The organism is Tabrizicola sp. T74 (assembly GCF_057219935.1).
This window is the reverse complement of record NZ_JBXVVT010000008.1, coordinates 45707-71380: the sequence shown is the minus strand read 5'-3', so window position 1 is coordinate 71380 and position 25674 is coordinate 45707. Positions and strand designations below refer to the sequence as shown.

General features: G+C 66.3%; 32 protein-coding genes. 15 read left to right on the top strand and 17 right to left on the bottom strand.

Going from position 1 to position 25674, the window contains the following annotated elements; all coding sequences use genetic code 11:
- Nucleotides 1–53 precede the first annotated feature (53 nt).
- From pqqE to AC2EAL_RS20340, 6 genes are all read right to left on the bottom strand, one after another.
- Nucleotides 54–1157, bottom strand: coding sequence for a pyrroloquinoline quinone biosynthesis protein PqqE (pqqE, locus tag AC2EAL_RS20365; protein WP_484726071.1), 1104 nt, complete (start codon nt 1155–1157; stop codon nt 54–56).
- Nucleotides 1150–1413, bottom strand: coding sequence for a pyrroloquinoline quinone biosynthesis peptide chaperone PqqD (gene pqqD, locus AC2EAL_RS20360; RefSeq protein ID WP_484726070.1), 264 nt, complete (start codon nt 1411–1413; stop codon nt 1150–1152). The genes pqqE and pqqD overlap by 8 nt, the downstream gene beginning before the upstream one ends.
- Nucleotides 1410–2153: a pyrroloquinoline-quinone synthase PqqC gene (pqqC, locus tag AC2EAL_RS20355; RefSeq protein ID WP_484726069.1), complete on the bottom strand. Its 744-nt coding sequence runs from the start codon at nt 2151–2153 to the stop codon at nt 1410–1412. Before pqqC ends, pqqD begins: the two co-directional genes overlap by 4 nt.
- On the bottom strand, nt 2150–3037 hold the full coding sequence (gene pqqB, locus AC2EAL_RS20350; protein WP_484726068.1) for a pyrroloquinoline quinone biosynthesis protein PqqB: 888 nt from the start codon (nt 3035–3037) through the stop codon (nt 2150–2152). Before pqqB ends, pqqC begins: the two co-directional genes overlap by 4 nt.
- A gap of 12 nt (nt 3038–3049) precedes the next feature.
- Complete coding sequence (pqqA, locus tag AC2EAL_RS20345; protein ID WP_484726067.1) at nt 3050–3142, bottom strand: pyrroloquinoline quinone precursor peptide PqqA; 93 nt, start codon at nt 3140–3142, stop codon at nt 3050–3052.
- Between the two features lie 76 nt (nt 3143–3218).
- Nucleotides 3219–3767, bottom strand: coding sequence for a tetratricopeptide repeat protein (locus AC2EAL_RS20340; RefSeq protein WP_484726066.1), 549 nt, complete (start codon nt 3765–3767; stop codon nt 3219–3221).
- A 193-nt stretch (nt 3768–3960) separates the two neighbouring features.
- On the opposite strand from AC2EAL_RS20340, the gene AC2EAL_RS20335 reads away from it, so the two are divergent.
- Complete coding sequence (locus AC2EAL_RS20335) at nt 3961–4863, top strand: hypothetical protein (RefSeq protein ID WP_484726065.1); 903 nt, start codon at nt 3961–3963, stop codon at nt 4861–4863.
- On the opposite strand, the gene gshB is transcribed toward AC2EAL_RS20335, so the two are convergent.
- From gshB to rsmI, 3 genes are read right to left on the bottom strand one after another with little or no spacing between them, the layout of a single operon-like run.
- Nucleotides 4860–5804, bottom strand: a complete 945-nt coding sequence (gshB, locus tag AC2EAL_RS20330; RefSeq protein ID WP_484726064.1) for a glutathione synthase — start codon at nt 5802–5804, stop codon at nt 4860–4862. The two genes, AC2EAL_RS20335 and gshB, sit on opposite strands and share 4 nt — an antisense overlap.
- A 56-nt stretch (nt 5805–5860) precedes the next feature.
- Complete coding sequence (locus tag AC2EAL_RS20325) at nt 5861–6259, bottom strand: YraN family protein (protein WP_484726063.1); 399 nt, start codon at nt 6257–6259, stop codon at nt 5861–5863.
- Nucleotides 6260–6262: 3 nt separating this feature from the next.
- Nucleotides 6263–7120 (bottom strand): 16S rRNA (cytidine(1402)-2'-O)-methyltransferase, encoded by an 858-nt coding sequence (gene rsmI / locus AC2EAL_RS20320; protein ID WP_484726062.1) that lies wholly within the window; start codon nt 7118–7120, stop codon nt 6263–6265.
- A gap of 106 nt (nt 7121–7226) precedes the next feature.
- Here rsmI and AC2EAL_RS20315 point away from each other — a divergent pair, with 106 nt between their 5' ends.
- Genes AC2EAL_RS20315 through murJ form a run of 3 tightly spaced genes read left to right on the top strand, consistent with a single transcriptional unit; the run spans nt 7227 to nt 12723 of the window.
- The gene (locus AC2EAL_RS20315; RefSeq protein ID WP_484726061.1) at nt 7227–8402 is read left to right on the top strand and encodes a penicillin-binding protein activator; all 1176 of its coding nucleotides are present in this window, start codon (nt 7227–7229) and stop codon (nt 8400–8402) included.
- 17 nt (nt 8403–8419) lie between these two features.
- Nucleotides 8420–11188, top strand: coding sequence for a [protein-PII] uridylyltransferase (locus tag AC2EAL_RS20310; RefSeq protein WP_484726060.1), 2769 nt, complete (start codon nt 8420–8422; stop codon nt 11186–11188).
- 8 nt (nt 11189–11196) lie between these two features.
- Nucleotides 11197–12723, top strand: coding sequence for a murein biosynthesis integral membrane protein MurJ (gene murJ / locus AC2EAL_RS20305; RefSeq protein ID WP_484726059.1), 1527 nt, complete (start codon nt 11197–11199; stop codon nt 12721–12723).
- On the opposite strand, the gene AC2EAL_RS20300 is transcribed toward murJ, so the two are convergent.
- Nucleotides 12714–13403: a rhomboid family intramembrane serine protease gene (locus AC2EAL_RS20300; RefSeq protein ID WP_484726058.1), complete on the bottom strand. Its 690-nt coding sequence runs from the start codon at nt 13401–13403 to the stop codon at nt 12714–12716. The genes murJ and AC2EAL_RS20300 overlap by 10 nt on opposite strands.
- Nucleotides 13404–13479: 76 nt before the next feature.
- On the opposite strand from AC2EAL_RS20300, the gene trpS reads away from it, so the two are divergent.
- The 5 genes from trpS to AC2EAL_RS20275 all read left to right on the top strand — a co-directional run bounded on the left by trpS (nt 13480) and on the right by AC2EAL_RS20275 (nt 17585).
- The gene (gene trpS, locus AC2EAL_RS20295; RefSeq protein ID WP_484726057.1) at nt 13480–14535 is read left to right on the top strand and encodes a tryptophan--tRNA ligase; all 1056 of its coding nucleotides are present in this window, start codon (nt 13480–13482) and stop codon (nt 14533–14535) included.
- Nucleotides 14536–14953: 418 nt separating this feature from the next.
- Nucleotides 14954–15457, top strand: coding sequence for a type III secretion system chaperone family protein (locus tag AC2EAL_RS20290; RefSeq protein WP_484726056.1), 504 nt, complete (start codon nt 14954–14956; stop codon nt 15455–15457).
- Between the two features lie 27 nt (nt 15458–15484).
- Nucleotides 15485–16297, top strand: coding sequence for a pyrroline-5-carboxylate reductase (gene proC / locus AC2EAL_RS20285; protein ID WP_484726055.1), 813 nt, complete (start codon nt 15485–15487; stop codon nt 16295–16297).
- Nucleotides 16294–16629 (top strand): tRNA-binding protein, encoded by a 336-nt coding sequence (locus tag AC2EAL_RS20280; RefSeq protein ID WP_484726054.1) that lies wholly within the window; start codon nt 16294–16296, stop codon nt 16627–16629. The genes proC and AC2EAL_RS20280 overlap by 4 nt, the downstream gene beginning before the upstream one ends.
- Nucleotides 16630–16631: 2 nt before the next feature.
- Nucleotides 16632–17585, top strand: a complete 954-nt coding sequence (locus tag AC2EAL_RS20275; RefSeq protein ID WP_484726144.1) for a 2-hydroxyacid dehydrogenase — start codon at nt 16632–16634, stop codon at nt 17583–17585.
- A gap of 3 nt (nt 17586–17588) precedes the next feature.
- Here AC2EAL_RS20275 and AC2EAL_RS20270 read toward each other — a convergent pair whose 3' ends face one another.
- Nucleotides 17589–18545 (bottom strand): L-malyl-CoA/beta-methylmalyl-CoA lyase, encoded by a 957-nt coding sequence (locus AC2EAL_RS20270; RefSeq protein WP_484726053.1) that lies wholly within the window; start codon nt 18543–18545, stop codon nt 17589–17591.
- Between the two features lie 142 nt (nt 18546–18687).
- On the opposite strand from AC2EAL_RS20270, the gene dgcA reads away from it, so the two are divergent.
- The 5 genes from dgcA to AC2EAL_RS20245 all read left to right on the top strand — a co-directional run bounded on the left by dgcA (nt 18688) and on the right by AC2EAL_RS20245 (nt 22164).
- Nucleotides 18688–19650, top strand: a complete 963-nt coding sequence (dgcA, locus tag AC2EAL_RS20265; RefSeq protein ID WP_484726052.1) for an N-acetyl-D-Glu racemase DgcA — start codon at nt 18688–18690, stop codon at nt 19648–19650.
- Between the two features lie 3 nt (nt 19651–19653).
- Nucleotides 19654–20517 carry a D-amino-acid transaminase gene (locus tag AC2EAL_RS20260; RefSeq protein ID WP_484726051.1) on the top strand — a complete coding sequence of 288 codons (864 nt, stop codon included), beginning with the start codon at nt 19654–19656 and terminating at the stop codon, nt 20515–20517.
- A gap of 102 nt (nt 20518–20619) precedes the next feature.
- A complete protein-coding gene (locus tag AC2EAL_RS20255; protein WP_484726050.1) occupies nt 20620–21072 on the top strand; it encodes a YaiI/YqxD family protein in 453 nt (150 codons plus the stop codon).
- Between the two features lie 67 nt (nt 21073–21139).
- A complete protein-coding gene (locus tag AC2EAL_RS20250) occupies nt 21140–21868 on the top strand; it encodes an AzlC family ABC transporter permease (protein WP_484726049.1) in 729 nt (242 codons plus the stop codon).
- Complete coding sequence (locus tag AC2EAL_RS20245; RefSeq protein WP_484726048.1) at nt 21865–22164, top strand: AzlD family protein; 300 nt, start codon at nt 21865–21867, stop codon at nt 22162–22164. Before AC2EAL_RS20250 ends, AC2EAL_RS20245 begins: the two co-directional genes overlap by 4 nt.
- A 148-nt stretch (nt 22165–22312) precedes the next feature.
- Here AC2EAL_RS20245 and AC2EAL_RS20240 read toward each other — a convergent pair whose 3' ends face one another.
- The 5 genes from AC2EAL_RS20240 to AC2EAL_RS20220 form a co-directional block, all read right to left on the bottom strand.
- The gene (locus AC2EAL_RS20240) at nt 22313–22867 is read right to left on the bottom strand and encodes a F0F1 ATP synthase subunit B (protein WP_484726047.1); all 555 of its coding nucleotides are present in this window, start codon (nt 22865–22867) and stop codon (nt 22313–22315) included.
- A gap of 4 nt (nt 22868–22871) precedes the next feature.
- Nucleotides 22872–23396: a F0F1 ATP synthase subunit B' gene (locus AC2EAL_RS20235; RefSeq protein WP_484726046.1), complete on the bottom strand. Its 525-nt coding sequence runs from the start codon at nt 23394–23396 to the stop codon at nt 22872–22874.
- A gap of 68 nt (nt 23397–23464) precedes the next feature.
- Nucleotides 23465–23701, bottom strand: a complete 237-nt coding sequence (locus AC2EAL_RS20230; protein WP_125325857.1) for a F0F1 ATP synthase subunit C — start codon at nt 23699–23701, stop codon at nt 23465–23467.
- Nucleotides 23702–23741: 40 nt separating this feature from the next.
- On the bottom strand, nt 23742–24497 hold the full coding sequence (locus AC2EAL_RS20225) for a F0F1 ATP synthase subunit A (protein WP_484726045.1): 756 nt from the start codon (nt 24495–24497) through the stop codon (nt 23742–23744).
- A gap of 2 nt (nt 24498–24499) precedes the next feature.
- Nucleotides 24500–24826, bottom strand: coding sequence for an AtpZ/AtpI family protein (locus AC2EAL_RS20220; protein ID WP_484726044.1), 327 nt, complete (start codon nt 24824–24826; stop codon nt 24500–24502).
- A 193-nt stretch (nt 24827–25019) separates the two neighbouring features.
- Between AC2EAL_RS20220 and AC2EAL_RS20215 the strand changes: the two genes are divergently transcribed.
- Nucleotides 25020–25349: an ArsR/SmtB family transcription factor gene (locus tag AC2EAL_RS20215; RefSeq protein ID WP_484726043.1), complete on the top strand. Its 330-nt coding sequence runs from the start codon at nt 25020–25022 to the stop codon at nt 25347–25349.
- Here the strand turns inward: AC2EAL_RS20215 and AC2EAL_RS20210 are convergent.
- Nucleotides 25346–25654: a hypothetical protein gene (locus AC2EAL_RS20210; RefSeq protein WP_484726042.1), complete on the bottom strand. Its 309-nt coding sequence runs from the start codon at nt 25652–25654 to the stop codon at nt 25346–25348. The two genes, AC2EAL_RS20215 and AC2EAL_RS20210, sit on opposite strands and share 4 nt — an antisense overlap.
- Nucleotides 25655–25674 lie beyond the last annotated feature (20 nt).

The window sequence follows — 25674 nt, the reverse complement described above, 5'->3', positions numbered from 1 at the left end:
ACTGGAAAGCCTAATGGAATCAATAATCTGCTGAAAATGTCCACCGTGGACACTCAGCCCCCGATCCGTCTCCATCGGGCCATTTCCAGCCCTGGTCCGTTCCCTTCTGCGGCCAGCAGGGCGTCCAGCTTCGCCCGCCCCGGCGTCCGCCGGCAGACCGGGTCGGGCGCGGAGGCATCCCCCAGCACGGCGAGGGCCTGACACCGGCACCCCCCGAAATCCACCTCCCTCCGGTCACAGGACCGGCAGGGTTCCGGCATCCACTCCGTCCCCCGAAACGCCGCAAAGGCCGGGCCCCGATACCAGATCTCCTCCAGCGGGGTCTCCCTCACGTTGGCGAACTTCATCCCCGGGATCGTCTGCGCCGCATGGCAGGGCAGGACCGCCCCGTCCGGCGCGATGTTGAGGCCCGTCGACCCCCACCCGCCCATGCAGGCCTTCGGCAGGTCCGCGTAGTAATCCGGCGGCACGAAGTCGATTACCAGCCGCCCCGTCCGTTCCTGGCGAGCGACCAAGACCAGCCGCTTCGCCTCCTCGACCTGCTCCCGCGTCGGCTGCAGCACCGCCCGGTTCTCCAGCGCCCAACCCTGGAACTGCACGCAAGCCACCTCTACCCGCCGCGCGCCCAGCCGCTCCGCGAGGTCGAAGACCTCTGGCAGTTCCCCCAGGTTATGCCGGTGCATGACCGCGTTCAGGGTCAGCGCGACCCCCACCGCCGCCAGCGCCTCCGCGACCTCCATCTTCCGCGCGAAGCCGCCCCTGTAGCCCCCCACCCGATCCGCCGTCTCGGCCCGCGTCCCCTGGACGGAAAGCTGGACATGATCCACCCCCGCCGCCACCAGCGCCGCGATCCGGTCCGCCGTCAGCCCGATGCCCGAGGTGATCAGGTTGACATACAGCCCCGCCCCCCGCGCAGCAGAGACGATGTCCTCCAGGTCCCGCCGCGAGGCCGGCTCGCCGCCCGACAGATGCACCTGCAAGACCCCGATGGCAGCCGCCTGCCGGAAGACCCCGGCCCAGTCCACCGCCGTCAACTCCGCCTCACGGCGGGCAAGGTCCACCGGATTGGAACAGTAAGGGCAGGACAAGGGACAGCGATGCGTCAGCTCGGCCAGCATCGCGATAGGCGGGGGGACAGGGTGGCTTCCGTCAGGCATTCAGGTCCACCAGCCTTTCACGCGCGAGGCCTTGCAGAAACTCGGCCACATCCGGCCCAACCTCCTCGACCGGCGCGTCGAAGTCGGCAGCCAGGCCCGCGACCAGCGCCTCTACAACCGTTACCCCGTCCACTCGCGACAGGATCGCATGCCCGACCTCGTCCAGCATCAGCGCCCGCTCGGGGGCCAAGAGGACATGGGTCCCCCGCACCGCGTCCCAGCGCAGCCGCACGCCGGGCGGGAGGCACGGCGTCACTTCAGCCCCTCACCTGGTTGCCAGGCGCCCGGCGGGATGTTGCCCGGCTGGACGTAGCCAAGCCAAAGCGCGTCAAGCTGCGCCCAGAGAACCTCGGTCTTGAACACCAGCGCCGCCGCCGCGGCATCCTGGTCATCGGGCGTCCGGGCATGGTCGATCACCCATTGCAGCCCGAACGCGACGTCCTTCGGAGCCTCGGACAGGCGGTGCTTGAAATAGGCCATCGTCTCGGGCGTGGCGAAATCGTAGTGCTCCAGTAGGCCTGCGATCCGCTCGGCATGGATTTTCGGCGCGAAGAGCTCGGTCAGCGACGACGCCACCGCCTGCAGCAAGGGCCGCTCCCGCACATAGTGGACATAGGCGTCCACAGCGAAGCGGGTCGCGGGCATCACCCCCACGCCGGATGCCACATAGTCCGGGTCAAGCCCCACCGCATCCGCCAGCTTCAGCCAGCGCCGGATGCCGCCGTCGCGGCCCTCGGCTCCGTCGTGATCCTCGATCCGGCTCCGCCAGGCGCGGCGGAGGTCGGGGTCCTCCACCCGGCTCATGAAGGCTGCATCCTTCATCGGGATGCGGCTTTGATAGTACCAGCGGTTCACCACCCAGGCGCGGACCTGGTCCACCGTCGCACTGCCGCCATGCAGATGCCGATGGAACGGGTGCTTGTCGTGATAGCGGTCATCACCGATCTTGCGGAGCCGCGCCTCGAAGTCGCCCATCGGTCTGGTCATTTCGGTCATGGGATCACCTCCATTCCGTCCTGTGCCACCTCCCACCCGGCTGCGCTCACCTCGGCCCGCTCGTGGCTGTCGGGGCGCAGGATGGGGTTGGTGTTGTTGATGTGGATCAATAGCTTGCGCGCAATACGCCCGCCTGAAAACCGTTCCAGACTTCCCCCTGATCCTCCAACCGCGACATGCCCCATGCGCGCACCTGTCTTGGTGCCGACGCCTTCGCGGATCATTTCGTCATCCGTGAAGACCGTGCCATCGAAGAGGATCAGATCTGCCCCGGCGATGCGGTCCAGAAGCCATTCTGGTACCTCGGCACAGCCAGGGATGTAGTAGACCCGCTTGCCGCCGCCTGTGATCTCCAGCCCGACCGTCTGCCCGCCCAGCCGATGCCCCGCACCAAGCGTATCTTCCAGGAACAGCGCTACCTTCCCCGGCACGGCAAAGGGCGTGACGGTCAGGCAGGGCAGAGGGAAGAACTCCGCGTCAAGAACCATCTCCCTACGCACCACGACCTCGGACAGGACACCGAACACCGGGCTGGCCCTCAGCACACCGTGCGTCTCCGCACTTGCCCAAAGGTCGAAGCCCGTCCCCTCGCGCAGGGACAGAAGCCCCGCGATGTGGTCGACATCGGCGTTCGTGACCACCACCGCCTTGACCGGACTGCCCCGCACCCCGACGGGGGCAAAGCGGACGTTCGCCGCAAGCTGGGCGCGGATGTCGGGCGAGGCGTTCAGCACCACCCAGTCGGTGCCATTCAATGAAACAGCCACGGACGATTGCGTCATCCGTGGCAAGTGGCCTTCGCGCGCCAGGGAGCAATTCCGGCAGGCACAGTTCCATTGCGGCACCCCGCCGCCCGCAGCGGCGCCGAGTACCGTCAGGATCATGACATCTTCCGATCAGACCAGGGTGCGGTCGTCCTCGGCCGGGCCGTACATGTTGATCTCCATGCCGCAGCGCACTTCCACGGCCTTCGGTTTCATCCAGCGCATCGGGGTTCCTCCTCCATCAGATGCAGTCAGTAAGCCATGATTCCGCCGAAGGGCCTATGCGACCTTCGGAGGGGGGTCAGTAAAGCCGCTTGTCGTATTTCCAGTTGTCGGCATCCGGCGTCACCTCATCGAGGTCATAGCCCGCCGCCTGGAGCCGCTTGGCCACAGGAAGGCCCGCCTGCGCCGCCCGGTCCACCAGGGCGCGACCCGCCGCCTCGTCCAGGGGAACACCCCGACCGCGCATCAGGTCGAGCCCGTAGTTGAACTGCCCCACTGGATCTCCCGCTTCGGCCGCCATCCGGTCCCAATCGGCCGCGCGACCCGGGTCCTCGTCCGCTGCGCCAAGCCCGTTGTCGTCCAGTTGCGCCATCCAGGTCATCGCGCCGGTCCAGCCATCGGCGGCGCAGGCCTCGAACACGTCGCGGGCGTGGTCATGGTCGCCCTTCTTGGTGATGCCGTAGCCCGCCGCGCAGTTCATCATGCTGGTCTCGCCCCGGGCGACATCGTCCAGGATGCGGGCGATGGTCATTTCCTCGGGGTTGAGGGTGCCGAAATCCTCGGCCTCCTCGGCCGTTTCGGCGAGGGCAGGCAGGGCCGTCAGGGTCAGGACCAGAAATGCGCGCATGATCAGCCTCTTTTCCAGACTTCGAAAGCGTACTGGTCCGGACCCGGCGGTCCAGACCCGGCGTGGTCGTATACGACCATTTTCGACCCACCCTGCCAGTTTCACGCAACCGGACTTGCGGCGATCCCTTTCGCTGCCCATCTGCGGATTGTAGACGATGGGTACAGCAGCAGGGTTCGAAGGGTGTTTAGCGATGACTGATCTTGTCCACCGGCGCGAGGTTCTGGCCGGCCTCTCCTGCCTGCCCCTGGTTGGCGCTGCAACGGCAGTGGGCGCCGAAACCGGCATCGAACGTCCTTTCAACCTGCGCGTCATCATGTCCGGGCACAGCCTGACTGACCCGGTGCCGCATCCGCTGACGATCCTGGTACAGGCCGCCGGTGGACCCAAGTCGCGCGGGATGGTGATCGACAACTCCTCGATCCCCGGCAGCACGGCGAAGTTCCGCTGGGAGCATGAGCTGGACCTGCCGGTCGACGCCCGCCGCGACATGGCCAACTATGATCTTCTGGTGATGACCGAACGGGTGCCGGTGCGGTCAGCCGTCGGCTGGGAAGAGGCGGTCAAGTACACCCAGCAATGGTTCGACCTTGCCTGGAGCGCCGGGAACGGCGGCAAGGGGGCGGCGACGATCTACTACGCCTCCTGGGTCGACATCCGCAGCGGGCCGGGCAACACCGACGAATACGACCTGCCGGACGAACGGCTGATCCCCCTGCGTGAGCGGCTGGATCTGGAGATGGGCTCCTGGCAGGAAGTGGCGGACCAGGTCAACGCCGCCCGGCCTGCGGGCAGTCCGCCGATGCGCGTGATCCCGGGACCGAAGATCATGGCGGCGGTGCTGGATGCGATAGCGGCCGGGACGGCGCCGGGGCTGACGAAGATCCAGGACCTGTTCGAGGACACGATCCACCCCAACGCCAAAGGCGCCTTCCTGATCGCGCTGGCGCATTTCGCGGTGATCTACGGGCGTGACCCGCGCACGATCCCGAACCTGCGCGGCGAGCCGGGCTGGCCCACGGCGGAACAGGCCGACTGGATGAAAGCGCTGGTCTGGGACGTGCTGCGGGCTTATCCGGACAGTGGCCTGGCCTAAGCCCGGCGCTTCGCCTCGATCACTTCCCAGATGCGCTGGGCGGCATTGGTGCCGTCGAAGCGTTCCAGTTCCTGGATGCCGGTGGGCGAGGTCACGTTGATCTCGGTCAGCCAGTCGCCGATGACGTCGATGCCGACGAAGACCTGACCCTTCTCGCGCAAGACGGGGCCGATGGTGCGGCAGATCTCAAGGTCGCGTTCGGTGAGGCCGACTTTCTCCGGCCGCCCCCCGGCATGCATGTTCGACCGGGTCTCGCCCGCCTGCGGCACGCGGTTGATCGCGCCCACCGGCTCGCCATCGACCAGGATGACGCGCTTGTCGCCCTTTTCGACGGCGGGAAGGAATTTCTGCACGATCAGCGGCTCGCGGTTGATGCCCATGAACAGCTCATGCAGCGACGACAGGTTGCGGTCGTTCGGGTCCAAGCGGAAGACCCCGGCGCCGCCGTTGCCGTAGAGCGGCTTCAGGATGATGTCGCCGTGCCGGTGCTTGAACGCGCGGATCGTGGCGAGGTCGCGGGCGATGGCGGTGGGGGGGGTCAGCTCGGGAAACCGCAGGACCAGCAGTTTCTCGGGCGAGTTCCGCACCCAGAACGGATCGTTCACGACCAAGGTCTTGGGGTGGATCATCTCCAAGAGGTGGGTCGTGGTGATGTAGCCCATGTCAAAGGGCGGGTCCTGGCGCAGCCAGACGACATCATAGTCGCCCAGATCGACCTCGGTCTCCTCGCCATAGGACACATGGTTCCCGACCTCGCGCCGGACCTCGATCGGCCAGCCGCGCGCCATGACCCGTCCCTCGACAAAGGCGAGCCGGTCGGGCGTGTAGAAGAACAGGTGGTGCCCTCGCGCCTGCGCCTCAAGCGCGATCCTGAAGGTGGAATCGCCGTTGATGTTGACCGACCCGATCGGGTCCATCTGCAGGGCTACCTTGAGGGCCATCGCGTCACTCCGTCATGCGAGAGAGAGTGATGACCGAAGCCGAAGGAAGATGCAATTCAGCCCGCGAAGGCGTTTTCGATCACCTCGATCCGGCCTTGGCCGTCCACCAGTGCTAGATCGATCCGCACATCGGTCAGAAGGCCCTTCGGTTCCCCGGCCAGGAATTCGTCGACCGTCGCGAAGATGCGCCCGATCTGTGCCCGGGAGATATGCGAGGCCGCCAGGTCGTGGCTGCGGCTTTGCTTCACCTCGACGAAGACGACCACATCGCCGTCACGACCGATCAGATCGAGCTCGCCGGTGATCCCCCGCCAGTTCTGGGCGCAGATCGCGATGCCCCGGTCTTCGTAGTGCCGTGCAACCGAGGCTTCGGCAGCGTGCCCGGCCAGATAGTTCGTCAAGCCGCGGTCCTGGCGAGATTTCCGGGCTGGCGAGGCGACGTAGTCGAAGGGCATGACCTATCCTTGGCTGCGGTCGAGGGCGATCCGGTAGATGACCTTGCGGGACACCCCCAGAGTTTGCGAGACAAAAGTTGCAGCATCCTTAACGGACATCGTCTTCAGCGCCGCATCCAGCGCAGCAGCGATAGTGTCCTCGGTCGCCGCGACCGGTGTGGCTCGGTCCACCAGCACCACCACCTCGCCTTTGATCTCGCGCGCCGCCACCTGTTCCGCAAGCTCCTCCAGCGTTCCGCGCAGCACTTCCTCAAAGCGTTTGGTCAGCTCCCGGCACACCACTGCCTGGCGCGCGGGGCCCAGCGTTTCGACCATGTCGCGCAACAGGTCGGCCAGCCGCTTCGGGCTTTCGTAGAAGATCAGCGTCGTCTGCACGGCGACGAGATCGGACAGGAAGGTCCGCCGCGCCGACTTTGCCGACGGGGCAAAGCCTGCGAAGAGAAAGCGGTCCGAGGGCAGGCCGGACAGGGTCAGCGCGCAGATGGCCGCGCAGGGGCCGGGTGCGGCCGACATCGGCAGGCCCTTCGCCGCAACCTCGCGGGCAAGCTCAAAACCCGGGTCCGAGATCAGCGGCGTGCCGGCTTCCGAGGCATAGGCCAGGCTCTTCCCCTCGGCGATCAGGGCTGTCAGCCGCTGCATCTGCCCTTCGCCGGAATGATCGTGGTAGGCGATGAGCGGGCGCCCACCCAAGGGGATGCCATGGATCTCCATCAGGTGCTTCAGCGTCCGGGTGTCCTCGGCCACCAGCACGTCGGCCCCGGCCAGCACATCAAGCGCCCGCAGCGTGATGTCGCGCGCGGCCCCAATCGGCGTCGAGACGAAATGCAGGCCCGGCGGAATGGCGCGCACCCCGGGTTTCACCGCAGAATCAGGGGTCTCAGGGCGCTGCCTCACAAGTTTACTTCCCGCATCGAACCCATTACCTTGGCCCGCAATCGCAGTCGCACTGCAACAGTGAGGAACCACCATGTTGTCCGTTATTCGTCGGGCCCGCAAGTCGCTGGGTCAGGTCTGTCTTGCCTTGGGTGCCATGGTGCTGTCCGCCTGCGTTCCCGCCACCGGGCCAGGCACCGCGCCTTCCGGGCAGGGCGGGTCGGTGCAGGTTGCGCTGCTGATCCCGGCGGGGTCCGGGCAATCGCAGGATGAGCTGTTCGGCTCGAACCTTGAAAACGCCGCGCGGCTGGCGATGGCGGACCTGTCCGGCGTGAAGATCGACCTGCGGGTGTATCGCACCGGCGGCAGCCCGGCGCAGGCCTCGGCCCTGGCCAAGCAGGCCGTCGCCGAAGGCGCGCAGGTCATTCTCGGCCCGTTCTATTCGGAAGAGGCCAACGCCGCCGGGGTTGCCGTCGCCAATTCTGGCGTAAACGTCCTCGCCTTCTCGAACAACGCCGCCATTGCCGGTGGCAACGTCTTTGTGCTGGGGCAGACCTTCGACATGACCGCCAGCCGGCTGGCCCGTTTTGCCGTGAAGAACGGCAAGTCCAAGGTGCTGATCGTGCATGACCGCAACGTCGCGGGCGAGGTCGGCAAGGCCGCGATCGAGCGTGGCGTGGCCTCGGCCGGTGGGTCGGTCGTGGGCGTCACCTCGTACGAATTCTCGCAGAATGGCATCGTGCAGGCGGCTTCGGGCATCGTCAGCACGGCGAAATCCTCGGGTGCGACGGCGCTGTTCCTGACCGCCGACACCGCCGGCGCGCTGCCGCTGCTCAGCCAGCTTCTGGTCGACAACGGCATCGACCGGAACACCACTCAGTTCATTGGTCTGACCCGTTGGGACATTCCGCCCGCCACGCTGGAACTGCCCGGAGTGCAGGGCGGCTGGTTCGCGATGCCCGATCCGGGCCTGACCGCGCAATTCCGCTCGCGCTACGAAGCTGCCTATGGCAGTCAGCCGGTGCCGGTTGCGGGCCTGGCCTATGACGGCATCGCCGCGATCGGGGCACTGGCCGGAAGGGTCAAGGGCGGCGCGCCCGTGGACAAGTCGGACCTGACCCAGTCGGCCGGTTTTGCCGGGGTGTCGGGGATCTTCCGGCTCTTGCCCAACGGGACCAACCAGCGCGGCCTTGCGGTGGCGCAGATCCGTGGCGGCCAGGTCGTCGTCGTCGATGCCGCGCCGCGCAGCTTTGGCGGCGCCGGGTTCTAGGCACAGGTCCAGCCATCGTGACAACACCTGCGGCGGTTCCGGCAGTCCCATTCGAGGCCGGTTCCGCCTTTCCCGTTCCCGACCGTGCCGCGCTGACTGCGCGTGTGCTTGACGCGCTGAGGTCTGCCTCTGATGCCAAGACGGCGCGCGCCCTTGTCGTCCGAGAGTTGCAGGCCGCAAAATCGGCCGCGACCGCAGCTTTCGAGGCCGAGTTCCTTGCCACTCCGCGCCAGGCGCGCGCACTTGTCACCGCGCAGTCCCGGCTGACGGATGTCCTGGTCGAGGTGACCTTGGCCGCCGCCATGCGTCTGCATCCCCTGGCCAACCCGACCGAGGCCGAGCGGATCTCTGTCCTGGGTGTCGGTGGCTATGGGCGCGCGGAAATGGCGCCGCAGTCCGACGTCGACCTTCTGTTCCTGACGCCCTGGAAGATCACGCCCTGGGCGGAAAGCGTCATCGAGACGATGCTGTACATGCTGTGGGACCTGAAGCTGAAGGTCGGCCATTCCAGCCGCACGGTGAAGGATTGCCTGCGCCTCGGACGCGCGGACATCACGATCCGCACGGCCCTGCTGGAACATCGGTTCATCAGCGGCCACCAGCCGTTGGCTGCAGAGCTGGGTGACAAGCTCTGGGGCGATCTCTTCCGGAACTCCGGCCCCGAGTTCATCGAGGCGAAGCTCGCCGAGCGGGCTGAACGGCACAAGCGGCAGGGCGGTCAGCGCTATGTGCTGGAGCCGAACGTCAAGGAAGGCAAGGGGGGCCTGCGCGACCTGCAGACCCTCTACTGGATCGGCAAGTACCTGCACCGCGTGCCCTCGGCCGAGGGGCTGGTCGGCGCGGGGCTTCTGGACCGCGAGGAGTTCGACAGCTTTGCCCAGGCCGAGGATTTCCTCTGGGCCGTCCGCAGCCATCTGCACTACATCACCGGGCGGGCGACCGATACACTGACTTTTGACCTGCAGGTCGAGGTCGCCGCGCGCATGGGCTACCGCGACGCCGCCGGTCGCCGGGCGGTCGAGCATTTCATGCAGGACTATTTCCGCTTTGCAACCCGTGTGGGCGAGTTGACGCGGGTCTTCCTGACCGAGCTGGAAGCCCGCCACGCCAAGCGTGAAGCGAGCCTCTTCGGCATCTTCAAGATGACCAAGCGCGTGAAGTCCGGCTACAAGTTGGTGCAGGGCCGGATCGACCTGAAGGACCCGCAGGACTTTCTGAAGAACAAGCTGAACCTGCTGCGCGTCTTCGAAGAGGCGTTGCGCACGGGTTACCTGCTGCACCCGAACGTCATGCGGATCGTCACCCAGAACCTGCACCGCATCGACGACGACATGCGCGAAGACCCCGAGGCGCAGCGCATCTTCCTCGACCTGATGCTGCAGCACGGCAACCCCGAACGCGCGCTGCGCCGGATGAACGAGCTTGGGGTGCTGTCGGCCTTCATCCCCGAATTCGAACCGATCGTCGCGATGATGCAGTTCAACGTCTACCACCACTACACGGTGGACGAGCACATCATCCAGACGATCTCTTGCCTGGCCCAGATCGAGCGGGGCGAGTTGGTCGAGGATCTGCCCTTGTCCTCCTCGATCCTGAAAGAGGGCGTGAACCGTCGAGTGCTGTATGTCGCGCTTCTCCTGCACGACATCGGCAAGGGCCGGCCCGAGGATCATTCGATCCTGGGTGCCCAGATCGCCCGGCGGGTGGCCCCCCGGCTGGGACTGGACGCCGAGGAATGCGAGACGGTGGAATGGCTGGTGCGCTATCATCTGCTGATGTCCGACATGGCGCAGAAGCGCGACATCGGCGATCCCCGCACCGTTCGGGATTTTGCCAAGGCGGTGAAAACGCGGAAACGGCTGGACCTGTTGACGGTGCTGACCGTCTGCGACATCCGCGGGGTGGGGCCGGGCACCTGGAACAACTGGAAGGCCATGCTGCTGCGGCAGCTCTACAAGCAGACCGCCGAGGCGCTGGAAGGCGGCCTTGAAACCCTGAACCGTGAGAACCGACAGGAAGAGGCGACCCGCGCCTTGGCCGACCGGCTCAAGGGCTGGGACCCGGCGGCAGTGGAACACGAGACCACCCGCCATTACGCGCCCTACTGGCAGGGCCTGTCCACCGACACGCACGAGGTCTTTGCGCGCCTTCTGAAGGGGCTCGCCGACGACGAAATCCGCATCGACCTCCACCCCGACCCGGACCGCGATGCCACGCGCGCCTGCTTTGCCTTGGCCGACCATCCGGGCATCTTCTCTCGTCTCGCAGGGGCGTTGGCGCTGGTCGGCGCGAACGTAGTGGACGCGCGGACCTATACGTCGAAGGACGGCTATGCCACCGCTGTCTTCTGGGTCCAGGACATCGAAGGCAAACCCTATGAGGTCAGCCGCCTGCCCCGCCTGCGGGGGATGATCGACAAGACCCTGAAAGGCGAGGTCGTCGCCCGCGAGGCGCTGAAGGACCGCGACAAGGTCAAGAAGCGCGAGCGTGAGTTCCGCTTCCCGACCCATGTCACCTTCGACAACGAAGGCTCCGAGATCTACACGATCATCGAGGTCGACACGCGGGACCGACCGGGCCTTCTCTATGACCTGACGCGCACGCTGGCGGTCAACAACATCTACATCGCCAGTGCCGTCATCGCGACCTACGGTGCGCAGGTTGTCGACACCTTCTACGTCAAGGACATGTTCGGCCTGAAACTGCACCAGAAGCACCGGCAGGAAGCGCTGGAGAAGAAGCTCCGCCAGGCCATCGCGGAAGGCGCGGAGCGGGCCTTCGCATGAGCCGCGGCATGATCCGCAACATCATCACGCTGGGCGGCTGGACGCTGGTGTCACGCGGGGCGGGTCTGGTGCGCGAGCTGATGATGGCCGCCTACCTGGGCGCGGGGCCGGTGGCGGATGCGTTCAACGTGGCCTTCAGCCTTCCCAACATGTTCCGCCGCTTCTTCGCCGAAGGGGCGTTCAACCAGGCCTTCGTGCCGCTCTATTCCAAGAAACTCGAAGCCGGAACCGATGCCGACGATTTCGCGCAGAACGCCTTCTCTGGCCTCACCGCCTTCCTGATCGTCTTCACGCTGATCGGCACGCTGGCGATGCCGGCCCTTGTCTGGGCGATGGCCTCGGGCTTTGTCGGCGACGGGCGCTTTGACATGGCGGTCGACTTCGGCCGCATCACCTTCGTCTACATCGGCTTCATCTCGCTCTTCGCGCTCCTCTCTGGCATCTTGAACGCGCACGGCCGCTTTGCCGAGGCCGGGGCGGTGCCCGTCCTGATGAACCTCGTCTTCATCGTGGCGATGATGCTGGCCCACTACCAAGGCTGGGACATGGGCCTGACGCTGGCCTGGACCACGCCCATCACCGGCATCGCGCAAATGGCCTGGACACTCTATGCCGCGCGCCGGATCGGGTTCGTCCCCAAGCTGCGGCTGCCGCGCCTGACCCCCGACTTCCGTCGCCTGATGGTCACCATGGGCCCGGCGCTGCTGGTCGGGGGCGTCGTCCAGATCAACCTCCTCGTCTCGCGCCAGGTCGCATCCGGGACAGAGGGTGCGATCTCCTGGCTCGTCTACGCCGACCGGCTTTATCAACTCCCCTTGGGCGTCGTCGCCATCGCCGTGGGCACCGTCCTTCTGCCCGAGCTTTCCCGCCGCCTGCAGGCCGGGGACAGCGCCGGGGGGCGTGAGGCGTTCAACCGCGGGACCGAGTTCGCCCTTCTCCTCACCCTGCCTGCCGCCGTAGCGCTGGTGGTCATAGCGCTGCCGATCACCGAGGTCCTTTACCAGCGCGGCGCCTTCGGCCCCGAGGACACCGCCGCCACGGCCCTTGCGCTGGCGATCTACGGCCTGGGCCTGCCCGCCTTTGTCCTGCAGAAGGCCCTGCAACCCCTCTACTACGCGCGTGAGGATACGAAGCGCCCGTTCCAGTACGCGGTCTGGTCGATGGTCCTGAACGCGGCCCTCGCCTTTGGCCTGATGCCCTGGATCGGTTTTTCCGCCGCCGCCTGGGCCACCACGCTGTCGGCCTGGGTCATGGTCGCACAGCTTTGGTGGGGGGCCCGGCGTCTGGGCGAAGAAACCCGGTTTGACGCCCGCTTCCTGTCCCGCTTCTGGCGCATCTGTGCGGCTTCGGCCCTGATGGGCGCGGCGCTGTGGGGCGGGTGGAGCCTTCTGCAACCCATGCTTGAAGCAAGGGCCTACCGGGTGCTGGCCCTGGTTCTGCTGGTCGCTGTAGGCATGGTCAGCTACGCCATCGCAGCCTTCGGCCTGAAGGCCGTCCAGCTTTCAGACCTGAAGGCGCTGCGCCGTCAGCGCTGACGCAGCTGATCCATCACGCGCCGGAAACCTCCGGGGCTGACGACGAAGGACAGAAGGAACCCCGCCGCAAAGCCCGTGACATCCGCGACCCAGTCCCAGCCCGCACCAAACAGCACGCCGAAGACGAACTGGAAGAATAGCAGCGCCCCGATCAGGCTGAACGCCCGGAACCGGTTCGCGCCAAGTAAGGCAAGTCGGGTCCAGATCAGGAAGGTGAAGGCCCCAATCAGCCCGTAGACCGCCGGGAACGCGCCGATCAGCTGAGTCCTGAGGCCCGGGATGAACAGCCCGTAGACAGCGCCCCCGATGATGGCCGAGCCGAGGAACACGACCACTACGCCCCACCACCGGAAGACCTCGGCCACCATCTTGCCCAGTGCCAGCAGCATTACCACCGCAAACAGCGCATGGGTAAAGCTGCCGTGCACGATGACATAGCTAGCCAGCCGGTGGAGTTCGGCCAGCGGATGACCGCCCGTCTCCCACTGATACTTCAGTAGCTCGGGAAACAGCCCGAACCGCTCCACCGCCTGCACCCGCCAGGTATAGCCTTGTCCGCCTCCGATCAGACCGGCTTCGGCCAGGCTCAGCACCACCTCCATCGCGATCAGCGGCAGAGCCAATATCCAGACAATCGGCGGCAAGGGATTGAGGGGCGGTGCGTTGTGGTCGCTGTCCATACCGGTCCTGCTGATTGACGCCTGTGCCCCCTTCGATTACGCGGGATCGCACGCTTTATCCAGACGGAGCCTTCCGATGTCCTCCCCAGCTACGGCGGTCCAAACGCCGAAAGCCTTCACGCCGCGCATCTTCTCGGGCATCCAGCCCTCGGGCGGGTTGACGCTTGGCAACTACCTCGGCGCGCTGAAGCGCTTTGTCGAAAAGCAGGACGAGGGGATCGAGACGATCTACTGCGTCGTCGACCTGCATGCGATCACCGTCTGGCAGGACCCGGCTGTTCTTCGCCAACAGACGCGTGAGGCGGCAGCGGGCTTCATCGCGGCGGGCATTGATCCGAAGCGATCCATTCTCTTCAACCAGTCCCAGGTCTCGGCCCATGCCGAACTGGGCTGGATCTTCAACTGTGTCGCGCGCATGGGCTGGATGTCCCGCATGACCCAGTGGAAGGACAAGACCGCCGGCAAGAACGCCGAAGCGGCCAGCCTTGGCCTTTTTGCTTACCCCGCGCTCATGGCGGCTGACATCCTTGTCTACCACGCCACCATGGTCCCCGTGGGCGAGGATCAGCGCCAGCATCTGGAACTGACCCGCGACATCGCGATCAAGTTCAACAACGACTTCAAGGTCGATTTCTTCCCGGTGGTCGAGCCAGTGATCGAAGGTGTCGCGACCAAAGTCATGTCCCTGCGCGACGGCACCAAGAAGATGTCGAAGTCCGACCCTTCGGACCAGACGCGGATCAACCTGACCGACGATGCCGACATGATCGCCGCCAAGATTCGCAAGGCCAAGACTGACCCCGAGCCGCTGCCGGAAACCGTCGAGGGACTGAAGGACCGGCCCGAAGCGCGGAACCTTGTGAACATCTATGCGGCTTTGGCCGGGCACTCTGTCGACCAGGTCATCCGTGACTTCGCCGGGGCCCAATTCGGCACGTTCAAGCCCGCGCTCGCGGACCTGGCCGTCGCCAAACTGTCGCCGATCACGACCGAGATGAACCGCCTGATGGCCGACCCAGGCGAGCTCGACCGCATCCTTGGTGACGGGGCCGACCGGGCAGCCGCCATTGCCGAGCCCATTCTTGAACAGGTGTTCGACATCACCGGCATGATCCGCTCGCGCCGGAAATAATCCACAGCTTTCGGCAGGCCCCCGGCGGGCCTGTCACATTGCCGTTGCAGCCGCTGGCTAGCGTCAAGGCGTTCGGAGATGCGATCTGTCCCCATCGCCCGGTCCGGCCAGTCTGCCCCTGAACGGCCAGGACCTTCCCGACATGCCCCCGTGTCCCCCCACACGGGGGCTTTTTTCGCCCCCAGCGTGTGCCGAACCCGCCCGACGAGTCCCGGAATGCCAAGTCTTTGACTCTACAGACTCTCCCGGTGAAGAAATCCGCTTTTCCACAGCTATTTTCGCAAGAAATCGCTTTACAGGCTTTCGCTTTGCCCACACCATATCTAGTAAGGGCGGTGTCGGGCAAACGCTGACCCTTGCCAGATACCCAGTTTCTAGTGGGTTTCGGCCCACCAGAAGCTTCATAATGAGGCCGGGCATGTCGCTTTCCGAAGACTACGCTGCGATGGAGGACCTCCATCCCATCGACATCGTCGAGACCCTGGCCGAGCATCACGCCTGGGAATTCGATCGCGTAACCGACGACCAGATCGCGATGGCGGTCGAAGGGCAGTGGCGCACCTACTCGCTGACCCTGGCATGGTCGGAACAGGACGAAACGCTCCGCCTGATCTGCACGTTCGAGATGGACCCGCCCGCCGAAAAGCTGTCGGCGCTGTTCGATGTGCTGAACCGCTGCAACGACATGGTCTGGTCTGGCGCGTTCACCTGGTGGGCCGAGCAAAAGCTGATGGTCTGGCGCTATGGCCTTGTGCTGTCCGGCGGCCAGATGGCAGGCCCCGAACAGATCGACCGGCTGATCGCCGCCGCGGTCAACGCCTCGGAACGCTTCTACCCCGCGTTCCAATTGGTCTCCTGGGGTGACCAGACCCCGGCGCAGGCGATGAAAGTCGCCATTGCCGAGGCCTACGGGCGGGCCTAACTTCTCCCCGATCAGAAGGGGATTTCCATGAGTTTGGACCGCGTTGCCCGGGATGGGCTGGTGCTGCTTGGCTGCGGCAAGATGGGGACGGCGCTGCTGACCGGCTGGCTGGCGGCTGGGGTGCCTCCAGCCTCGGTCTGGGTGATCGAGCCGAATCCGACCGACTGGCTGAAGGGCAGCGGTGTCCATCTGAACAAGGGTGTCCCGAAGGCGCCTGCCGTGGCGCTGCTGGCGGTGAAGCCGCAGATGATGGGGGCCGCGCTGCCGTCGCTGCAGGCCCTGGGCAACGGCTCGACCCTTTTCGTCTCCATCGCCGCAGGCACCAAGATCGCCACGTTCGAGGATGTCTTGGGCACCCGCACCCCCATCGTCCGCACCATGCCGAACACCCCGGCCATGGTCGGCCGAGGCATTACCGCGCTCTGCCGCAATGCCCACGTCTCCGACGCCGACTTCGCGCTGGCCCGCGACCTGATGGCCGCCGTCGGGCAGGTGGTGGACCTGACCAGCGAGGACCAGATCGACGCCGTCACCGCCGTCTCCGGGTCCGGCCCCGCCTACGTCTTCCACCTGATCGAGACGCTGGCCGCGGCCGGAGAGGCGGAGGGGCTGCCCGCCGACGTCGCCATGCAACTGGCCCGCGCCACGGTCTGCGGGGCGGGGGAGCTGGCCTACCAAAGCCCCGACACGCCTTCGCAACTGCGGATCAACGTCACCTCCCCCGGTGGCACCACCGCCGCCGCGCTGGGCGTGCTGATGGACCCTGAGACCGGCTTCCCCGCCCTCCTCAAACGCGCCGTCAAGGCAGCCGCCGACCGGGGACGGGAGCTGGGCAAATGACCATCACCTACGCCGAATTCGAAAAGGTCGACATCCGCGTTGGTCGCATCACCCGCGCCGAACCTTTCCCCGAGGCGCGGAAGCCCGCCTACAAGCTCTGGGTCGATTTCGGGCCCGGGATTGGCGAAAAACGCTCGTCGGCCCAGATCACGAAACACTACACCATCGACCAGCTGGTCGGCCGTCAGGTCCTGGGCGTCGTCAACTTCCCGCCCCGCCAGATCGGGCCGGTGATGTCCGAGGTCCTGGTCCTCGGCCTGCCGGACGAAGAGGGCGCGGTGGTGCTGATTGGGCCGGGGCATGAGGTTCCCTTGGGAGGAAAACTGTTTTGAAGCTGAAGGTCCTGATCACCCGCCCCTTGCCCGAAACCGTGCTGCAAGCCGCGCGGGACCGTTTCGAGGTGACCCTGCGAAACCGGACCGAGGTTATGTCCCCTGAAGAGCTTCGCGCCGCACTGCGCGACTACGACGCCGTGCTCCCGACCCTTGGCGACCGCTTCCAGGCCGATGTCTTCGCTGATGTCCCGCAGCCCCGGGCGCGACTTCTCGCGAACTTCGGCGTCGGCTTCAACCACATCGACGCCGAGGCCGCAAAGGCCGCTGGCATCCAGGTGTCCAACACCCCCGGCGCGGTGACGGATGCCACTGCAGACATCGCCCTGAGCCTGATCCTGATGACCGCCCGCCGTCTGGGCGAGGGCGAGCGTCTCCTCCGCTCGGGTGGCTGGGAAGGCTGGCATCCGGTCCAGATGCTGGGGACCCATGTCACCGGCAAAAGGCTGGGCGTGATCGGCATGGGCCGGATCGGCAAGGCCATCGCCAAGCGCTGCCACTATGGGTTCGACATGGAGGTGGTGTTCTACAACCGCTCGCCCGTCGCCGATGCGGGGCTGCCTGCAAGACAGGTAGAGATGGCCGAGGCGATGGCGGCCGATTTCGTGGTCGTGGCGGTGCCGGGCGGCAAGGCCACTCATCACCTGATCGACGCCAAGGCTTTGTCCCACATGCAGAAAGCCGGCATCTTCATCAACATCTCGCGCGGGGATGTGGTGGACGAACACGCCCTGATCGATGCCCTTCAACAGGGCCGGATCGCCGGGGCGGGTCTCGACGTCTACGAGTTCGAACCGAAGGTCCCGGCGGCGCTGATGGCGATGGAGAATGTCACGCTCCTCCCCCATCTCGGCACCGCCTGCCTGGAGGTGCGGGAGAACATGGGGATGATGGCCGTCGCCAACCTGGTCGCCTGGGCCGAGGGCCGCGTGCCGCCGAACCTGGTCAATCCGTAAGGGTCAGACCCCGATCAGCTCCGCCTGCCGTACGATCACCTCGGCCTGGCGCATGGACGCGATGTCGACGAGCCGCCCCTTGTAGACCGCCGCCCCCTGGCCTGCGGCCTTCGCCGCCTCCATCGCCGCGAGGATCTCGCGCGCCTCGGTCACTGCGGCCTCGGACGGCGTGAAGACCTCGTTCGCCAGCGCCACCTGCTTGGGATGGATCGCCCATTTCCCGACCATCCCCAAGGTCGCAGACCGCCGCGCCTGGGCCTTGAACCCTTCCTCGTCGCTGAAATCCCCGAACGGCCCGTCCACCGGCAAGACGCCATGCGTCCGGCAGGCCGCCACGATCGCCGCCTGCGCCCAGTGCCAGGGGTCGGACCAGTACTTCTGCCCCTCGCGGTGCATGTAGTAGTTCTCCTGCGTCCCCCCGATGCCCGTCGTCTGCATCCCCATCGAGGCCGCAAAGTCCGCCGCGCCCAGGCTCATCGCCTGCAGGCGGGGGGAGGAGGCCGCAATCTCCTCGACATGGGCGATCCCCGCCGCAGTCTCGATGATGACCTCCAGGCTGATCCGCTTTTGCCGCCCCGCAGCCGCCTCGCAGGCCGTGACCAGCGCGTCGACTGCATAGACATCCGCCGCGCAGCCGACCTTGGGGATCATGATCTGGTCCAGCCGTTCCGCGGCCTGTTCCAGAAGGTCCACCACATCGCGGTACCAGAACGGAGTATCCAGCCCGTTGATCCGCACCGACAGCGTCTTGCGGCCCCAGTCGACCTCCGAGATGGCCTTGATGATGTTCGCCCGCGCTTGCGGCTTGTCCGCCGGGGCGACGGAATCCTCAAGGTCCAGGTTGATCACATCCGCCGCAGATGCCGCCATCTTGGCGAACAACTCGGGCCGCGAGCCCGGGCCGAAAAGCTGGCAACGGTTCGGGCGGGCGGGGGCGGGGGGTTGCAGGCGGAAGCTCATCGGGAAGTCCTGTGGGCAAGGATATTACGCGTGGTTCACGATCACGGTTATATTGTTGCGCGCCGCAGTGCAACATTCCTTTTGCGCGCGCAGCAAGTCTCGTGCCTTCCCAATCCCGGCCCGGGCTCCTAAAGTCCCGCCCATGATCACTGCACAGGCCGAGACCTTCCCTCTTCGCAACCCCTTCACCATCTCGCGCGGGTCCAAGACCGAGGCGCGGGTGGTGACCTGTACCGTCACCCGCGGCGGCCATCGCGGCTGGGGCGAGGGTCTGCCCTATCCGCGCTATGGCGAGACGGTGGAGGAAGCGGTGGCGGCGATCCAGGCGCTGCCGGAGGGGATCACCCGGGCCGTTCTGCAACAGGCGATGAAGCCCGGCGCGGCGCGGAACGCCGTGGACTGCGCGCTGTGGGATTTGGAGGCGAAGGCGTCGGGTCGGCCGGTCTGGCAGTTGGCTGGCTTGGCCGCGCCGAAGCCGGTGGAGATCGCCTTCACGCTCTCACTCGACACGCCAGAGAAGATGCGGGAGGCGGCGGCCCGGAATGCTCACAGAGCTGTCCTCAAGGTCAAGCTCGGCACGCCCTCCGACATGCCGCGGATCGAGGCGGTCCGCGCCGGTTCCCCCAAGGTCCGCCTGATCGTCGATGCCAACGAGGGCTGGACGCCCGAGGTCTACACCGACCTCGCCCCTCACCTGATCCGTCTGGGGGTGGAGATGGTGGAGCAGCCCCTGCCGCAGGGGGCCGACGACATGCTGGGGGAGATCGCCCGCCCGCTGCCGGTCTGCGCGGACGAAAGTGCGCATGATACGGCCTCCTTGCCCGGGCTGATCGGCAAGTATGACGTGGTCAACCTGAAGCTCGACAAGACCGGGGGCCTGACCGAGGCCCTGCGCGCGCGGGATGAGGCGCAGCGGCTGGGCTTGAAGGTGATGGTCGGCTGCATGATCTCGACCTCGCTGTCGATGGCCCCGGCGATCCTGGTCGCGCAGGGGGCGGACTGGTCGGACCTTGACGGCCCCGCCGACATGGCGCAGGACCGCGAACATCCGGTCCGATACGACGACCGCCACATCCATCCGGCCCTGCCGCAGCTTTGGGGATAGAGAATGACCCGCACCGTCTATGTGAATGGCGACTACCTGCCCGAGGGCGAGGCCAAGGTGTCGATCTTCGACCGGGGGTTCCTGATGGCCGACGGGGTCTACGAGGTGACCTCGGTGCTGGACGGCAAGCTGATCGACTTCGAGGGCCACATCCGGCGGCTGGAGCGGTCGTTGAAGGAGCTGGAGATGACCTGCCCGGTTTCCTCGGAGGAACTGCTGGCGATGCACCGCGAGCTGGTCCGGCTGAACGGGATAGACCAGGGGATGATCTATCTGCAGGTCACGCGGGGAAATCCGGGGGACCGGTCGTTCCTGTTCCCGGCTGCTGATCTGCCGGGGACCATCGTGGCCTTCACCCAGAACATCCCGAACCTGGCGGATGCCCCTGCAGCGAAGACGGGGTTCAAGGTGATCACGATCCCGGACCTGCGGTGGTCTCGGGTCGATATCAAGACGGTGCAGCTCCTCTACCCCTCGATGGGGAAGATGGCGGCGAAGAAGGCGGGGGTGGATGACAGCTGGTTCACCGACGAGGCGGGGGCGGTGACCGAGGGCACCTCGAACAACGCCTACATCGTGAAGGGGAACCGGATCATCACCCGTGCGCTGGGGAACGATATCCTGCACGGGATCACGCGGGCGGCCGTCCTTCGGTTCGCGGCGGAGGCTCAGTTCGAGGTGGAGGAGCGGGCCTTCACTCCGGCGGAGGCTCAGGGGGCGGATGAGGCCTTCTCGACGGCGGCGTCGATCTTCGTGATGCCGGTGGTGGAGGTGGACGGGAAGCCGGTGGGATCCGGCAAGCCGGGGCCGGTGGCGACGCGGCTGCGGGAGATTTACCTGGACGAGATGCGGAAGGCGGCGATCTGAGGTGTCCACGGTGGACAATCGCGGCGTTTCCTTTGGGATCAAGGGCTTGCGATTTTCTGTTAGGGGTTTCTTAACTTCTGTCCGCAGGCGTCTGGGGGCCGCATGACGCTGTATATCGATGCCGATGCCTGCCCGGTGAAGGGCGAGGCGGAGACGGTCGCCACCCGGCACAAGGTGCGGATGGTGGTGGTGTCGAACGGGGGCATTCGGCCCTCACAGAACCCTTTCGTCGAAAGCGTCTTTGTCGGCAGCGGGCCGGATGAGGCGGACAAGTGGATCGCCGAGGCTTGCGGGCCGGGGGATGTGGTCGTGACCGGAGACATCCCGCTGGCTGCGAAATGCGTGGCGGCGGGGGCGCGGGTGGTGAAGCACAATGGCGAGGAGCTGACGGCGGCCAATGTCGGGATGGCGCTGGCAACGCGGGACCTGATGCAGGACTTGCGGTCAGCGGACCCGTTCCGGCAGGGCGGGGGCAAGATGTTCGGGAAGGCGGACCGGAGCCGGTTTCTGGATGTGCTGGACCGGGTCTTGCGGGCGGCAGGGCGGGCTGGTTGATGCGGACGGTGCGCTGTAGCGCACCCTACGATGGGGTTGCGGTGGAGCGTTTTGCACGGTGGGGGAGGTGCGCCATGAATGCGCACCCTACGCGCGGATGACGCGGGCGCTGTTCTCCTTCGACGGGTTCCGGCGCGGGGCGCGGGATGGGGTGCCGCTGGCGGTGTCGATCTTTGCCTATGGGGTGGGGTTCGGGCTGGTGGCGGCGCAGGCCGGGTTTGGGGTGGGCAAGGCCGTGGCGACCAGTGCGGCGATCTATTCCGGCTCGGCGCAGCTGGCGGCGGTGAACCTGCTCCAGACCGGCGAGGCCACGTTGTGGGCGCTGTTCGCCACGATCCTGGTCATCAACGCGCGGTATCTTCTGTTCGGAGCAACGTTGCAGCCCTGGTTGTGGCAGGCCGGGCCGGTCAGGGCCTATGGCAGCCTTCTCCTGCTTGGCGATGCCAACTGGATGATGACGATGCGAAAGATCCGGGAAGGGGAGGCTGACCGGGCCTATCTGGCTGGAACGGGCACGCCGATCACGGTGGGCTGGCTGGCAGGGACGGCACTGGGGGCGGGAGCGGTGAGCGTGCTGCCACGGCCAGAGGCACTGGGCTTTGACCTGATGCTCGCCTGCTTTGCGGCAGGGATGGTGACCGCAATGGTGAAGACGCGGGTCGACCTGATGCCCGTTGCCGTCGGGGCGGGGTCGGCGCTGGTGATCTTCCATCTGCTTGGCCCGGCCGCAGCGATCATCGGGGCGGGGCTGGCCGGGGCCGCTGTCGCGGCGCTGGTGCATCGGGAGGAGCGATGACCGAAAGCTTTCCGGTCCTGCTGGCGGTGATGGCGGCGGCGGCCTTCCTGTGCCGGGTGGCGGGCTTCACACTGATGCGGTTTGTGCCGGTGTCGCCGCGGGTGGAGGCGGCATTGCGGGCCACGCCCTTGGCGGTGATGGCCGGGATCACGGCGCTGGCGGTGCAGGGAGGTGGGCTGGCCGAGGGGCTGGCGCTGGCGTCCGTCGTGGGGCTGACATTGGTGTTGCGCAGTGACGTGGCGGCGGCCTTGCTGGGAGTGGTCGTCGTGGCGGCGCTGCGCTGGGTGGGGCTTTAGGGGACGGCTCCTCGTGCGCCTTCGGCTTCTCGTCGTGAGGGGGCGTCCCAGCGAGGAGGGGCCGGAGAGGCCCACGACGAGCGGCGGCACAATGCAAAACCGGCGGCCTTTGCGGGACCGCCGGTTTGCGTTTCTTGACCAGAGCGGCTTAGTGCAGCCGGGCTTCGACCTGGGCGATGGCATCGTCGATCGAGGCCGAGGCGGCGTCTGCCGTCATCTGCTTGGACAGCACCTCGCCCGCAGCGGCAACAGCCACCGAGACGGCCTGTTCGCGGACCTGACGGATCGCGGCAGCTTCGGCCGAGGCGATCTGTTCGGTCGCCGAGGCCAGACGGCGCGCGATCGAGGCCTTGAGGTCCTCTTTCGCCTGGGCGGCGGCGGCTAGCGCCTCTTCCCGGGCCGAGCTGACGATACGGTCGGCCTGTTCCTGGACTTCCTTCTGCCGACGCTCATAGGTCGCCAGGATCGACTTGGCCTCTTCGCGGAGCGCGCGGGCCTCGTCGAGGTCGGCCTTGATCGTCGCGGCACGGGCGTCGAGCATGCCCATGAGCTTGGCCGGAACCTTCAGGTAGACCAGAAGGGCGACAAAGGACAGAAAGCCCAGCAGCACCACGAAGTCGGTGTTCTGCAGCGAGAAGAACGGCCCCTTGGCCGCCATCGCGGGCGAGGCCAGAAGGGTCAGGAGGATGGAGAGCTTCTTCATCGCCTTACCCTTTCAGCCGTGCGGAGACAGCCGCGGTGACGGTGGCCGCATCGGCCTTGCCACCCAGAGCCGCCACCAGTTCGCCTGCCACGTCCTTGGCCACTTCGGCAACTGCCGCTGCGGCACCGTCGCGGATCGCGGCGATGGTCTTTTCCGATTCCGCCGCCTTGGCAGCGATTTCGGCGTCGGCCTTGGCGGTGGCGGCATCGAGGTCCTTCTGGATCTCGGCCCGGGCCTGGGCGACGATCTTGGCCGCCTCGGAGCGGGCGTTGGCCAGCGCCTCGTTATAGGCCTTCTCGGCGTCGACGGCCTTCTGCTTCAGCTCTTCAGCCGCAGCAAGGTCGTTGGTGATCGTGCTTTTCCGATCCGCCAGCACCGCACCGATGCGCGGCAGGGCGATCTTCGACAGCACGAGGTAGATCACGACCAGCGTGACCAGAAGCCAGAAGATCTGGTTCGGCCAGGTCGAGAAGTCGAGCTGCGGCATGCCGACAGCCTTTCCCGCCTCGCCTGTTGCTTCGGTTGCCATGTGGCCTCTCCTGAACTTTTGGAACCAGGGCCGGACGAGTGCCCGGCCCGGATGTCAGCCCAAAAGGATCAGACGGCGAACATCAGCAGCAGAGCGATCAGGAACGAGAAGATCCCGAGCGCTTCCGCGAAGGCGATGCCGACGAAGAGGTTGGCCATCTGGCCGGGGGCAGCCGACGGGTTGCGCAGCGCGCCCGCCAGGAAGTTGCCGGCAATGTGGCCCACGCCGATGCCGGCGCCGCCGAGACCCATCGTTGCCAGACCGGCGCCGATGAACTTGCCCATTTCTGCGATATCGCCTTCCATGATGTCTCTCCTTTGGAATGCTGAGGTTGTTGTCCGGACCTTAGTGATGGGCGTCGCCGACGGCGTCGCGCAGGTACACACAGGTCAGAATGGTGAAGACGTAGGCCTGGACCGAGGCGACCAGCACCTCAAGCCCGTAGATCGCGACGATGGCGGCGATCGGGACGACCGAGGCCACGCCCATCGCACCCGCAAAGCCCGCGAAGACCTTGATGACGGCGTGACCGGCCATCAGGTTGCCGCCAAGACGGATGGAGTGCGAAAGCGGGCGCACGAAGTAGGAGATGAGCTCGATCACGGCAAGGATCGGACGCAGGGCCAGGGGGGCCGAGGAGACCCAGAACATCGACAGGAAGCCGATGCCCTTGCGGTAGAAGCCGACGACCGTGACGGTCAGGAACACCAGGAGCGCCAGGACCGCCGTGACGGCGATGTGCGAGGTGGTGGTGAAGGACATCGGGATCAGGCCCAGGATGTTCGACAGGAAGACGAACATGAAGAGCGTCATGATGTAGGGGAAGAACTTCAGGCCTTCGTGGCCCGCGACATCCTCGACCATCTTGTGAATGAAGCCGTAGAACATCTCGGCCACCGACTGCCCGCGCGAGGGGACGATGGCCCGGCGGCGGGTGGACAGGACCAGAAGCGCGATCATCGCGAGGATGGCGATACCCATCCAGAGGGTGACGTTGGTGGGGGTGTACCACTCGACGGGGCCGTCGCCGAACAGCGGCTTGACCACGAACTGATCCATCGGGTGGATCTGCAGCCCGCTGCCGTGTTCTTCCGTCGCCATCGTCAGTTCCCTTCCTTCTTGGCGGCTGCTTCCGCCTTTCGTCCCAGTTCCTTCGCGGACCCCAGCATCGTCTTGATGCCCGCCGCGAAGCCGAAGAGCGAGAAGATCACCAGGAAGACCGGCAGCGTGCCGAACAGCACGTCGAGCCCGTAACCGATGGCCGATCCCAGCATGATGCCGGTCGCCAGCTCGATCACCATCCTCCAGGCCACCTCGCCCTGCGAGAAACCCTTGGCCGTGTTGGTCTGCGGCGGCGGTTCCTTTCCCTTGACCTGTCGCAGCTTTTCTTCAAGCGCTTTCAGGCGGTCGGGATCGGGTTCGGACACCATCGGACAGGTCCTTTCACGGTCGTCGCGGTTCTACGGAGCGGGGGGTAAGGAGTCAAGGGCGCAGAACGGCGTTTAAGTATCTGGAATCACGTCGTTTCGCCGCCGCAGTATGGGTCGGATTGCCGCATTTGTGCGCTTTCCCATATTCAACCCTTCGGTTGACGATTGCCGGGGGCCGCGAAATAGTCGCGCGATGACAGACCGACTGGATGCCGTCTTTGCCGCGCTTGCTGATCCGACCCGGCGGGCGATCCTTTCCATGCTGCTGGAAGACGACATGGCGGTCACCGACGTGGCCGAGCCCTTCGCCATGAGCCTGGCCGCCATTTCCAAGCACCTCACGGTCCTGTCCGACGCGGGCCTGATCAGCCGGGAAAAGCGGGGGCGGGTAATCTGGTGCAAGCTGGAACCCGAGGCAATGCGCGAGGCTTCGGTCTGGATGCGGGCCTTCGGGCAGGTGGACCCCCTGGACCTTGACGCTTTCGAGCGGTTCCTTGAGCAGGAGTTGACCGAAGAGGACTAGGGCCGACGCCAGCGCCGCAGCCAGCGTTGCAGTGAGCGGCGGCCCCGGATCACCGCCGCCGAGATCGGGCCACGCAGATGCGGCAGGTCGATGGCCAGAAGCAGGAGCCCCGCCGGCAGCATCCAGAGCCCGAGGACCGGCAGGAACCAGAACAGGCCGCCGATGGTCAGGAGGACGGCGAGGGGAAAGCGGATCGGAAACCAGTGGCCCCGTCGGATGAGTGTGAGGGGCCCGCGCAACGGCGGGACAAGGCGTTCCAGCGCCTGGAACTGCCGATGAAACCTGCGTTCGCGCCGTGACGACATGCCCGCGTCCTTTGCGAGGG